Raw genomic sequence first — 11,530 nt, 5'->3', positions numbered from 1 at the left:
AGAACCTCGCCTATCCGTGGAAGGATTACAGCGGCGGCAGGCTTGTCGAGGCCCAGCGGCCATCATACTCCGGGCCACTGAAGCGGTAACCGGGAAGGAGCGCGTCAATCAGTGTCGCAAATCTGGGTTCCGGATGGTCACCAAGAGGATCCGTCATGACCAACACCCTGATTGCCATCGGCGACGTTCATGGCTGCGCCGGCCTGCTCGCAGAAACGCTCGCGCCACAGCTCCACTCAGGCGCTGAGCTCATCTTTCTGGGGGACTTGATCGATCGCGCGCCGGAACCCGATGGTGACCGGCGTGTGCTCGAGCAGATCTTCGCCCTGCAGGCCGATCCCGCAGCCTAGGGTCTGGCCGGCGTGACCGTGCTGCGCGGCAACCACGAGGACATGCTGCTCAATGTGATCTCAGCGCCCGAACCCGGTGATCGAGCCCTGGATCTCTGGCTGTGGAACGGGGGCGAGCTGTCCTTGTTGCCCTTTGCCCGCGCGCATCGGGCCTGGTTCGAGGCGCTGCCCTACTACGCCATTCGCGGGCCCTACCTCCTGGTTCATGCCGGCGTCCGGCCAGGGGTACCGCTCGAGGATCAACGCGAACGCGACCTGATCTGGATACGCGAGCCCTTCCTGAGCCAGGATCACGGCCTCCCCTATACCGTCGTTCACGGCCACAGCATCACGAACGATTTCGAGATCGAGCGGAGGAACCGCCGCATCGGGATCGATACGGGCGCCTTTCTGAGCGGGAAACTCACTGCATTGAGGCTGGAATTCGAAACAGCGAGTTGAATCTGGCAAGATTCCGCATCCACAGGGGATTGGCAGGACTGGTTCTGCGGCCAGATCGACGCCATGACGATGGCCGCACGATCGCCCTGATTCAGACCAACCGGATCAACCCATCCAAGCAATGACTCCGATCTGTGCACTCGATACCTGCGGTGGCGACCCGCGCCATCGGCCCATCCGCGGCCTTCTGTTGGACATGGACGGGGGTGCTCTACCATGGCGACGTGCCGCTGCCGGGCGCGCTGGACCTCTTGCAGCGCATCGGCGGTCTGCCGCACGTCTTCGTCACCAACAATCCGCGGCGCACGCCCGAGGAGGTCGCTGAACCGCGGAGGCGCAGAGGACACAGAGAATAAAGAGAGTCAATACAACGGATTTCCTTGGCGGTTGCTCTGCGTCCTCTGCGCCTCTGCGGTAAATCCCCGAGGTCAGCGATTGAAGGCTGAAGGCTGGCGGCTGAAAGCTGGCGGATGGCCACTCCACTCAGATCAGCGCCCGCCGAACCCGCGCCGACAGCCACTCGCTGGCGATGACGGTGGCCAGGATGACGATGAAGATCAGGGTCACCTGCGGCCAGGCGAGCACATCCACCGAGGCCTTGAGCTGCAGCCCGATGCCGCCGGCACCGACCAGGCCGAGCACCGTGGATTCGCGGATATTGATGTCCCAGCGGAACACCGCAATGCCGGCGAAGGCCGGCAGGATCTGCGGCACGATGCCATAGTCCAGCACCTGCGCCGGGCCGGCGCCCGTGGCCCGCACCGCCTCCACTTGTCGGGTGTCGATCTCCTCGATGGCCTCGTAGAGCAGCTTGCCGATGAAGCCCACCGAGCGCAGCGCGATGGCGATGACGCCGGCGAGCAGTCCAGGCCCGAGGATGGTGACCAGCAGCAGCGCCCAGATCAGTGCATTGACTGAGCGCGAGGCGACGATGATGAAAAGCGCGACGGGCCTGACCAGGAGCAGGCTCGGCGTGGTATTGCGTGCCGCCAGAAAGGCCACCGGCACGGCAATCAGGAGCGCGAGCAGGGTGCCCAGGGTGGCGATGTTGAGGGTGTCCCAGAGCGGGAGCCAGAGGCTGTCCATGTAGGACCAGCGCGGCGGCACCATGCGCGAGAAGAGGTCCGCGGCCTGAGTCGGGGCATCCCAGACGAACTCCCAGATCTGCTCCTGGGTCATCAGCGTCCAGCAGACGACGAACAGCAGCACCAGCAGCAGCCAGCCGAGCCAGCGCAGCAGTTCCGCCGCACGGCTGCGGCGGCGCCAGAGAGGCTGTCCCGCGCCGCTCATTGCACCTGCCTGCGCACCCAGCTGGAGCTGTATTCGGTGAGCATGACGATGGCGATGATCAGCAACAGCACGGCCGCGGCCGAGTCGTACTCGTAGCGGTCGATGGCGGTGTTGAGCGTGGCGCCGACGCCGCCGGCGCCGACGATGCCGATCACCGCCGACTCGCGGAAGTTGATGTCGAGCCGATACAAGGACAGGCCGATGAGCCGCGGCATCACCTGCGGCTGCACGGCATAGTTGAGCACCTGCAGCCAGGAGGCGCCGGTGGCGCGCACCGCCTCGGCCTGGGCCGCGTCGATCTCCTCGATGTCCTCGGCCAGCAGCTTCGACAGGAAGCCGATGGTGGCGAAGGCCAGGGTCAGGAAGCCCGCCAGCGGGCCGAAGCCGACCATGGCCACGAACAGGATGGCGACGATGATCTCCTGCAGCGAGCGCGAGACGGCGATGATGCCGCGGCAGAGCAGATAGACCGGCATTGGGGCCAGATTGCGCGCCGCGCCGATGCCGATGGGCACCGAGATCAGCACGCCAACCACCGTGGCCGTCAGCGTCATGGTGAGGCTCTCCATGAGACCCTGCTCGATGTCGCCCCAGCGGCTCTGGAAGTCCGGCTGCAGAAAGCCGCCGAGAAAGCGCAGACCGCGCTCCCAGCCGTCGGCGACGCGCGCCCAGTTGACCTCGAGGCTGCCGATGCCGAGGACCAGATAGCAGGCGACGGCGATGATCAGCGCCCAGCGCAGCCGCGCATCGGCGATCAGCGGCGGTCTTCTCCAGTGGCTGGGCCAGTCTCGGGACTGGTGTCGGCGCGGCGCCTGGTCGCGGAGGGTCGGTTCCGCCGTCTCAGAGGGCACGGGCGATGTCCTGGTCGTCCGGGATGCCGGCCGCGTCATCGGCCTCCTCATCCGTCTGGGCAGGCTTCAGCGGGCCCCAGTCTTCCTCGCCGTAGATCTCGGTCAGCACGGCCGGCGTGAGGCCCTCCGGGGGACCGTCGTAGACGACGCGCCCAGCCCGCAGCCCCACGATGCGCATCATGAACTGCTGCGCCAGGGCCACGTCGTGGATGTTGACGATGGCCGCGAGGCCGCGCTCGGCGCAGACCTCGCGGATCAGCCGCATGATCTGACGCGAGGTCTTGGGGTCGAGACTTGCCGTCGGCTCGTCCACGAGCAGCAGCTCCGGCTCCTGGGCCAGGGCGCGGGCGATGCCGACGCGCTGGCGCTGGCCGCCGGACAGGGCGTCGGCGCGCTTGTCCGCATGCTCGGTCAGACCGACACGCTCCAGCAGCCTGAAGGCATTCTCGATGTCGCGGGGCGGGAAGCGGCGGAACAGGCTACGCCAGAAGGACACATAGCCGAGGCGGCCGGAGAGGACGTTCTCCATCACCGTCAGGCGCTCCACCAGGGCGTATTCCTGAAAGATCATGCCCATGCGCCGGCGTGCCCGCCGCAGACCGCCGGCGTGCAGCGCCGTGATCTCGGTCTCGTCCAGAAAGACCCTGCCTGCGCTCGGCTCCACGAGCCGGTTGATGCAGCGGATCAGGGTCGACTTGCCGGCGCCGGAGGGGCCGATCAGGCCCAGCACCTGACCGGGCGGTACCTCCAGCGTCACATCGGAGAGGGCCTGATCGCCAGTGCGATAGCGCTTGGTCAGCCCGACCAGGCGCAGGCTACCAGCAGTCGTAGGAGACACCGTTGGCGGCATCGATGGCGCGGATCACATCCCAGTGCTGCTGGTAGGTGATGGGGATGAACTTGGCCTCGCCGGACTGCGCGAACTCCGCCTGCAGCGCCGACCCCTCCCAGGGGAAGCTGAAGAAGGCCTGCTTGATCTTCTCCTGCAGCTCCGGCTTGAGGTTGTAGACGTAGCCGTACCCCGTGGTCGGGAAGGTCTGCGAGGTGTAGAGGCTGACAATCTGGTCCGGCTCGATGACATCGCGCGCGATCATGCGGCTCAGCACCGAGTTGGCCACGGCCGCCGCCGGGTAGTCCTTGTTGGCGACGCCGATGATGGAATTGTCGTGCTTGCCCGAGAAGACCGGCTCGAAGTCGCGCTCGGCGACCAGGCCGAATTCATTCTTCAGGATCGCCGAGGGGGCCTTGTAGCCCGAATTGGACGTGGGCGCCGTGAAGGCGAGCTTGCCGCCCTTGATGTCCTCGACGCGCTCGATGCCGCTGCCGGGATAGGTGATGATCTCCATCTCATAGCCGTAGCTGCCGTCGTCGGCGGCCATCATGGCGAAGGGCACCAGGCCAGCGCAGTTCACGGCGAGCGGGTTGGAGCCGGTATTGAAGCCGGCCACATGCAGCCGGCCCGCGCGCATGGCCTCGATCTGAGCGGCGTTGGACTGTACCGGGAAGAACTGCACGCGCTTGCCGGTGATCTGCTCCATGTGCTCCAGAAATCCGGCCCAGACATCGGCGTAGACCGCCGGGTCTTCCACGGGCGTATAGGCGAAGACCAAGACCTTGGGGTCGATCTGCTGGGCCGGGTCCTCGGGCGTGTCGGCCACCAGGTCGCCGTCGGCATCCGTGAAGCGGGCATCCAGGGCGAACAGAGGCAGGGCGAGCAGGGTCAGGGCCAGGCCCAGTGCCGAGCCAAGCAGGACGCGGCGGCCGGAATGGATATGCGCAGTCATGTTGGAAGGTCCGTACGGCGGTTCGAGTGGCTTGAAAAACCGTGTCAGAATACGCGCGGTTTGTTACAGGCCTTTGACGCTGAATGCCAGCCGCGGGGACGATGCTGCGGTCATTGTCAGTCGAGTATCAGGCCGTCGTTGCCATCGATGCCGACGGCACCCACCTCGATAGGTGTGTTGACGCTGCCTTGTGATCACAGGACACTCTTCAGGCACCTTGGCCAGTTTGGAATCTGCATGATCGATACCGCGTGCTCAAGCGCCCACAACCTGCTCAGGAAGAGAACCGCAAGCTGGCACAGCAGGCTCGACCGTCTACCGGCATTGCGCGTCCTGATGCGACCGGAGCTGAGCCTGGCCGCCTACACCAGGGCGCTGTTCGGCTTGCTGCAGGCCCACGCCCAGGTCGAGCGCAGGCTGGACGGCCTTGCGGCAGACTGCCCGCCAGGGCTGCCCCCCTATCGCCCTCGCCTGCCCGCACTGCAGCTTGATCTGCAGCGGCTCGGGGCGACCGCGACCGCACCGCCACTCGAACCCTTGGCGGATGCCCATTCGCGGGAGCAACCGCCACTCCCCGCCACCCCCGCGAGCTATCTCGGGGTCCGGTACGTGCTGGAGGGCGCCACCCAGGGCGCGACCATCCTCTCGGCCGCGGTGGCGCGACGGCTCCCACAGCTGGTCGCCAGCGGGGCCTTCAATTACTGGGAGCTGCAGAAGACGGCGGCGTCCGACTGGGAGGCGCTGACCCAGCACATCGGCGCCCCTCGAGACGACCGCGAGCTGGCCGCGCTGACCGCCGGCGCTCAGTACGCCTACGGGTGCTTCATCGACAGCCTGTCGGCGTCGTCCGGCGATCGGGCGCAGCATGCCCGGCGCGAGCCGCTGCCCACGGCGGGCCGACGCCCCAGTCACCCGAGCTGACGTCCTGACGCGGCAGATCAAGACCCAGCCAGGCTCGGCCAGGCCCAACCCGTGAAGAGCCATCCCTCACCGACCTGCAACGCGGCACCAGCGCAAGCAGGAGGACAGCCTTTCTAAAATCGCGGGCAAAATCTGACAGGGCGTGAACAAGGCATGCGTGACCAACCGAAAATCCTCGATTGCGAGAACGAGCCCCTGGCCAACTCCGGATTGATCCAGCCCGGCGGCGCGCTGCTCTTCATGGAGAAGGGCTCGCGGCAATTCCGCTACGTCAGCGCGAATGCCGAATCCCTGCTGGGTGAGCCGGCCGCGGACCTGCTCGGCCAGGATGGCGACGATTGGCTCGCCGGCGTGCTGCCGGACATGGGCGCACTGCCCACAGCGGCCGGGCAACGGCTGCAATTGACGGCCGGCGTCGACCTGGGCGCGGGCGACCTGGACGTGCTGATCACGACCACGGGCTCCGGCTGGCTGCTCGAGCTCGAGCCCAGCGTGCCGGCCGATCAAGCGCAGCAGCCGCCATCGCTCGCGGCCATCACCGACACAATGACCACGGAGCAACTGCACCACGTCCAGCAGCAGCTGGTGGATGCGATTCGCCGCGTGATCGGTTTCGAGCGCGTCATGCTCTATCGCTTTCATCCGGACTGGACCGGCGAGGTCATCGCCGAGAGCGCCGCGGCCACCGCCAAGACCTATCTCGGGCTGCGCTTTCCGGCCTCGGACATCCCGGCGATCGCGCGCGCACTCTATGCCCAGACCCCCTACCGCCATGTGCCCGATACCCGGGCCACACCCATCCCCATCCTGAGTCGCAGCGGCGAGGCCACCGCCTTGGACCTGACCTGGTCCGACCTGCGCTCGGTCTCGCCGGTGCATGTCCAATACCTCGAGAACATGGGCGTGATGTCGTCGTTCTCGGTGTCGATCATGGTCGATGGTCGGCTCTGGGGGTTGGTCGCCTGCCATCATCCATCGGCAAAGACGATCCCGTTGGCGCGTCGCGATGACTGTCGGGCGCTGGTCTCAGCCTATGTGGACCACTTCAAGGTCTACCAGCGCTCGGTGCAGCAGGAGATTCACCAGGACCTGACCCAGTCGCTGGATCGGCTCCAGGCGGCACTCGATGCCGGCGCACCCATCGCCACCGCCTTCGCCGATCAGTTCGCGCCGCTCGCGCAGCGCTTCTCCGCCAGTGGCGCCGCGCTCTGGGTCGACCGCGACCTGACCCTGCTCGGCGACCCGGCCGACCCTGAGGCGCTGAGTGCGCTGCACGACTGGTGCCTGCGCGAGCAATCAGACGCGATCGCCGCCTTCGATCAGCTGCCCGAGGCCCTGCTGAGCCAGCTGGCTGATCAGCAGCGGGGATTCAGCGGGTTTCTGTCGATCGGGATGCGCGCGCTGCGGCATGGCAATGCCCTGCTGCAGCTCTACCTGCTGCGCCCGGAGGAGGTCAGCGAGATCGCCTGGGCTGGTGACCCTGAGAAGCCGTTAGCGGCGACGCCGGACGGGCTGCGCCTGTCGCCGCGCGACTCATTCGACAAATGGGTCGAGGTCCGCCGCGGCTTCAGCAAGCCCTGGAGCGACACCGATCGCTTTGCCGCCGAGCAGCTGCGCGAGCGCCTGATGCAGCTGCTGTGAGCAACGCTTGATGCTGCCTGCCTGTCCGCCCATCGATGTCGATCTGCTGCGTCCGCACCTGGGCCTGTTGCTCTGCTACGAGCGCCCGCTGGACGGGTCCGCTGAGCGCCAGCGGGTCTGGGGTGCAGCGCGCGCGAGCTGCTGCATGCGGTCACCGAGACGATCGACACCGACCTGGTGGTCATCGACGGCGATGGGCAGGTGATCCTGGTCAACCGCGCCTGGCTGGATAGCAGCGCCCTGCTCGGTGGTGGCGGCAGCGCGGCCGCGGACTGGCTCGGCCAGAGCCTGCCCGAGCAGGTCCGTGCCACCGACCACCCGGCGCTGGGCGGCAGCGCGTTCGCGACCGACATCCAAGCAGTCCAGGCCGGTGCACAGACCCACGCGGAGCGCGAGACCAGCGTCGCGCTGGCGTGGGAGACGCGTTGGCTCAAGCTCTTCGCCACCCGGCTTCAGGGTGCCTTGCCGGGCGTGCTGGTGCAGCGCGACGACACCACCGCGCTGAAGAAGGCGCAGCAAGCGCTGTTGGAACAGAGCACCTATCTGAACAGCATCCTGGATTCAGCGCGGACGCTCGGCATCATGGCGCTCGACGGCGAGCACCGCATCGCCTTTTTCAATCCGGCCGCCGAGGCGATCTTCGGTCTCACCGAGCAGCAGGCCATCGGCCGACCGCTCGAGGCCCTGGAAGCCAGCATGGGCCTGGATGGCGACTGTATCCGCGCCGGCCTGCGCACCGCTCAGGTCAGCGGCGAGGAGGTGTTCGAGTCGAGCGGTTTCGCCGGCCAGCCGGACCGACTGTTCGAGAGCCGCATCGCGCCGGTGCGGGCCGCCGATCAGCGCGCGCTCGGCTTCCTGTTGACGACGCGCGACGTCACCGACGAGCGCAGCTACAGGCAACGCATGGAGCAGCTCAACGAAGAGCTCGAGGAGCGTGTTCGCCAGCGCACCCAGGAGCTCGAGTACAGCCGAGCCAGCCTGGAGTCCGCGCAGCAGATCGCGGCCATCGGCAGCTGGGAATGGGATCTGAGCACCGACCAGCTGCGCTGGTCGGCCGAGATGTACCGCATCTTCGGGCTCGAGCCGAGCGCGGGTGAGCCGCCCCTGGAGACCCTGCTCGAGCTGGCCCATCCGGACGACCGCGCGCGGTTCGAGTCCGCCGTCCGCGCGCTGCATGATGCGGTCAGTCTCCAGTACGACATCGAATTCCGCATCATTCGCCGCGACGGCGAGGAGCACGTGCTACGCGCCATCGGCCGTCGCCTGGACAGCGCCAACGGCCGCGGGGCCAGGCTGCTCGGCACCCTGCAGGACATCACTGAGCGCTATCGCCTGATGGACGAGCTGGTGAAGGCGAAGGAGGCGGCCGAGTACGCGAGCCAGGCCAAATCGCGCTTCTTGGCCAACATGAGCCATGAGATTCGCACGCCGATGAACGCCATCATCGGCATGACCGAGCTCGTGCTCGAGAGCAAGCTCGATACGCAGCAGCACAAGCTGCTGAGATCCGCCTGCTCATCGGCGCATGCGCTGATGGCGATCCTGAACGACGTGCTGGATGTGTCCAAGCTGGAATCCGGCAAGATGTCGCTGGAGACCCTGCTGTTCAGCCTGCCCGAGCTGCTCCAGGAGATCGTCCAGGCCACCGAAACGATCGCGCGCCGCCAAGCGCTTGCGCTGCGGCTCGAGATCAGCGAGGGGGTGCCCGCTTGCGTCCTGGGCGATCCGACACGACTGCGGCAGGTGCTGGTGAATCTGCTCAGCAACGCCGTCAAGTTCACACCTCAGGGCAAGGTCCGGCTGCTGGTCGCGCCAGCCGCCGAGGCGGACAGCCTGCAGTTCTCGGTGATCGATACCGGCATCGGTATCTCGGCGGCCAATCTCGACAAGATCTTCGAGCGCTTCTCGCAGGCCGACCAGTCGACGACCCGGCGCTACGGCGGCACCGGCCTGGGCACCGCGATCGCCAAGGGCATCGTCGAGCAGATGCACGGGCGCATCTGGGTGGAGAGCGAAGAAGGTCTGGGCAGCCGCTTCCACTTCGTCGTGCCGCTGCCCGCGGCGCCCGGGGTCAGCGACTGCGGCAGCAAGACCGAGACCTCGCCCAACGACGAGCCTTGGACCTTGCCGCTGCGCATCCTGCTGGTGGAGGATATCGACATCAATCAGGAGCTGGTCGAGCTGCGACTGAGTCAGCGCGGGCACCAGGTGCGGATTGCGGATAACGGCCAGCGGGCGCTCGACCTGCATGCCGCTGAGGACTTCGACCTGATCCTGATGGACGTGCACATGCCGCAGATGAGCGGCGATGAAGCCGTGCGGATCATTCGGCAGCGCGAGCAGCAGTCGGGACGGCACATCCCGATCATCATGCTCACCGCCAGTGTATTGCCCAGCGACCAGCAACAGTGCTTTGATGCCGGCGCCGACGATTTTGTCGCCAAGCCCATCGACTTCGGCGAGCTGTACAGAAAGATGGCGCGGCACTTCCCGACGCAGCAGCGCCCGCTGGTCATCGCAGCCGCGGGCGCGGGCGCGGAACCGGCTCAACCCGCGGCGCCAGGGGATCTCCCGCCGCTGGTCGCGGTGGACGTCGAGGCCGGACGCCAGCGTTGGGGCGACCGGCGCAGCTGGCTCAAGGCGCTGCGACGGTTCGGACAGGACGATGCGCAAGTGCCCCGTCAGGTCATGCACTGGCTCGCTCAGGGCGAGCTGGACTCAGCGCGCGAAGCGCTCCATGCCCTCAAGGGGGTGGCGGGCAATCTGGGGGTCAAACGGGTGGCGGCCAGCGCGCAGCAGATCGAGCAGCTGCTGAAACAGCATCGGCAACCGGACCCGGCTCAGCTGGCTGAATTGCAGGCCGCGATGGACGAGCTGATCCTGGACCTCGAGCGCCTCGGGCCGGCGGTCGAGGACGCGCAGGCATACAGCTCGGACGGCCCGTTCCGAGATGCGGCAAAGGCAAGCCTGCTGCTCGACGCCCTCATCAGCGCGCTGGCCAGCTCCGAGCTCGACGACGCGGCCATCGAGGGACTCCGAGACGCGCTGACCCCAACGACGTTCGGGGAGCTGGAAGCATTGTTGGACGGTTTCGAGCTCGAGCGCGCGGAGCAATTGGCGCGGACACTCAAGGCGGCAGCGGACCCATGAGCAAAGACAGAGTGAAACGGTATCGCATCCTGCTGGTCGACGACGAGCCGGCCAACCTGAACGTCTTGCGTCAAATCCTGAAGCAAGACTATGACCTCGCCTTCGCCAAGTCCGGCCCCGACGCGCTCAAGACCCTCCATGAGCACAAGCCGGATATGGTGCTGCTCGACATCATGATGCCCGGCATCGACGGCTATCAGGTCTGCGACACCATCAAGCAGGACCCGCGCCTGAGCGATATCCCGGTGATCTTCTGCACCGCGATGGATGACGAGCTCGAAGAGCAACGCGGCTTCCAGATCGGCGCCGTCGACTACCTCACCAAACCGGTGCGCCCGAGCATCGTGCAGGCTCGCATCCGCACCCACCTGGCCCTGAGCGATCAGAATCGCAGCTTTCACCAGCGGGTCCTGAGTGCCGAGGCGGACCTGATCCAGTCTCGACTCGAAGCGCTGCGCATGCTCGGCCGAGCCGCCGAGTTCAAGGACAACGAGACCGGCTACCACGTCATCCGGATGTCGCTCTATTCCGAGCTGCTCGCGCGCGCCAGCGGCTGGACGGACGAGGAGGCCGAGGTCCTGCGCAACGCCGCCCCGATGCACGACATCGGCAAGATCGGCATCCCGGACAGCATCCTGCTCAAGCCCGGACGGCTCAATGAGGCCGAATGGGCCGTGATGCGCCAGCACAGTGAGATGGGCGCCAGGATCATCGGCGAGAGCGGCGGCACCTCCCAGCTCTACACCATGGCCGAAAGCATCGCCCTCAGTCACCATGAGCGCTGGGACGGAACCGGCTATCCGCGCGGCCTCGCTGGCGAAGACATACCGCTGTGCGGACGCGTGGTGGCGATTGCCGATGTCTTCGACGCCCTGACCTCGGTGCGGCCCTACAAAACGGCCTGGTCCGTTGAAGACGCCATTGACCACATCCAGCAGCAGGCCGGCAAGCACTTCGACCCGGAGCTGGTGCCGCGCTTCACCGAGCTGCTCCCCGAGATCCGACAAATCATCTCGGATTGGCAAGACCATTAGGAACGCGCCCAAAACAAGGTGAACACTGTAGGGCGGATAAACGAAGCGCATCCGCCGTTGTGGCCTGT

Annotated in this window: 11 protein-coding genes; 7 read left to right on the top strand and 4 right to left on the bottom strand. The window is 66.7% G+C overall.

The window, feature by feature from the left end; all coding sequences use genetic code 11:
• Positions 1 to 155 precede the first annotated feature (155 nt).
• The 3 genes from F2Q65_RS14580 (at position 156) to F2Q65_RS20325 (ending at position 1,147) form a co-directional block, all read left to right on the top strand.
• The gene (locus F2Q65_RS14580) at positions 156 to 350 is read left to right on the top strand and encodes a metallophosphoesterase family protein (protein WP_150094146.1); all 195 of its coding nucleotides are present in this window, start codon (positions 156 to 158) and stop codon (positions 348 to 350) included.
• Between the two features lie 12 nt (positions 351 to 362).
• Positions 363 to 791 carry a metallophosphoesterase family protein gene (locus F2Q65_RS14575; RefSeq protein WP_150094145.1) on the top strand — a complete coding sequence of 143 codons (429 nt, stop codon included), beginning with the start codon at positions 363 to 365 and terminating at the stop codon, positions 789 to 791.
• A gap of 134 nt (positions 792 to 925) precedes the next feature.
• Positions 926 to 1,147, top strand: coding sequence for a hypothetical protein (locus F2Q65_RS20325; protein WP_211354049.1), 222 nt, complete (start codon positions 926 to 928; stop codon positions 1,145 to 1,147).
• 127 nt (positions 1,148 to 1,274) lie between these two features.
• On the opposite strand, the gene phnE (F2Q65_RS14565) is transcribed toward F2Q65_RS20325, so the two are convergent.
• The 4 genes from phnE (F2Q65_RS14565) to phnD are packed head-to-tail and all read right to left on the bottom strand — an operon-like array spanning position 1,275 to position 4,716.
• Positions 1,275 to 2,081, bottom strand: coding sequence for a phosphonate ABC transporter, permease protein PhnE (gene phnE, locus F2Q65_RS14565; protein WP_150094144.1), 807 nt, complete (start codon positions 2,079 to 2,081; stop codon positions 1,275 to 1,277).
• A complete protein-coding gene (gene phnE / locus F2Q65_RS14560) occupies positions 2,078 to 2,932 on the bottom strand; it encodes a phosphonate ABC transporter, permease protein PhnE (protein WP_246156256.1) in 855 nt (284 codons plus the stop codon). Before phnE (F2Q65_RS14560) ends, phnE (F2Q65_RS14565) begins: the two co-directional genes overlap by 4 nt.
• Complete coding sequence (phnC, locus tag F2Q65_RS14555; protein ID WP_246156254.1) at positions 2,922 to 3,770, bottom strand: phosphonate ABC transporter ATP-binding protein; 849 nt, start codon at positions 3,768 to 3,770, stop codon at positions 2,922 to 2,924. Before phnC ends, phnE (F2Q65_RS14560) begins: the two co-directional genes overlap by 11 nt.
• Positions 3,748 to 4,716 carry a phosphate/phosphite/phosphonate ABC transporter substrate-binding protein gene (phnD, locus tag F2Q65_RS14550; RefSeq protein ID WP_150094141.1) on the bottom strand — a complete coding sequence of 323 codons (969 nt, stop codon included), beginning with the start codon at positions 4,714 to 4,716 and terminating at the stop codon, positions 3,748 to 3,750. The genes phnC and phnD overlap by 23 nt, the downstream gene beginning before the upstream one ends.
• Positions 4,717 to 4,953: 237 nt before the next feature.
• Here phnD and F2Q65_RS14545 point away from each other — a divergent pair, with 237 nt between their 5' ends.
• The 4 genes from F2Q65_RS14545 to F2Q65_RS14530 all read left to right on the top strand — a co-directional run bounded on the left by F2Q65_RS14545 (position 4,954) and on the right by F2Q65_RS14530 (position 11,462).
• The gene (locus F2Q65_RS14545) at positions 4,954 to 5,637 is read left to right on the top strand and encodes a biliverdin-producing heme oxygenase (protein WP_170265747.1); all 684 of its coding nucleotides are present in this window, start codon (positions 4,954 to 4,956) and stop codon (positions 5,635 to 5,637) included.
• Positions 5,638 to 5,790: 153 nt separating this feature from the next.
• Complete coding sequence (locus F2Q65_RS14540) at positions 5,791 to 7,278, top strand: GAF domain-containing protein (RefSeq protein WP_150094139.1); 1,488 nt, start codon at positions 5,791 to 5,793, stop codon at positions 7,276 to 7,278.
• Between the two features lie 177 nt (positions 7,279 to 7,455).
• On the top strand, positions 7,456 to 10,428 hold the full coding sequence (locus F2Q65_RS14535; RefSeq protein WP_150094138.1) for an ATP-binding protein: 2,973 nt from the start codon (positions 7,456 to 7,458) through the stop codon (positions 10,426 to 10,428).
• On the top strand, positions 10,425 to 11,462 hold the full coding sequence (locus F2Q65_RS14530; protein WP_150094137.1) for an HD domain-containing phosphohydrolase: 1,038 nt from the start codon (positions 10,425 to 10,427) through the stop codon (positions 11,460 to 11,462). Before F2Q65_RS14535 ends, F2Q65_RS14530 begins: the two co-directional genes overlap by 4 nt.
• Positions 11,463 to 11,530: the final 68 nt, after the last annotated feature.

This window comes from Thiohalocapsa marina (genome assembly GCF_008632335.1).
GTDB classification, from domain to species: Bacteria; Pseudomonadota; Gammaproteobacteria; order Chromatiales; family Chromatiaceae; genus Thiohalocapsa; species Thiohalocapsa marina.
Note: the sequence above shows the minus strand (reverse complement) of the source record. Positions and strands in the feature narration are given on the sequence as shown.

What these genes read in the sequence shown, in the direction of transcription:
- F2Q65_RS14580 (WP_150094146.1), top strand. Translation starts at nt 156, where the DNA reads ATGACCAACACCCTGATTGCCATCGGCGACGTTCATGGCTGCGCCGGC.
- phnE (WP_150094144.1), bottom strand. Translation starts at nt 2,081, where the DNA reads ATGAGCGGCGCGGGACAGCCTCTCTGGCGCCGCCGCAGCCGTGCGGCG.
- phnD (WP_150094141.1), bottom strand. Translation starts at nt 4,716, where the DNA reads ATGACTGCGCATATCCATTCCGGCCGCCGCGTCCTGCTTGGCTCGGCA.
- F2Q65_RS14545 (WP_170265747.1), top strand. Translation starts at nt 4,954, where the DNA reads ATGATCGATACCGCGTGCTCAAGCGCCCACAACCTGCTCAGGAAGAGA.
- F2Q65_RS14540 (WP_150094139.1), top strand. Translation starts at nt 5,791, where the DNA reads ATGCGTGACCAACCGAAAATCCTCGATTGCGAGAACGAGCCCCTGGCC.
- F2Q65_RS14530 (WP_150094137.1), top strand. Translation starts at nt 10,425, where the DNA reads ATGAGCAAAGACAGAGTGAAACGGTATCGCATCCTGCTGGTCGACGAC.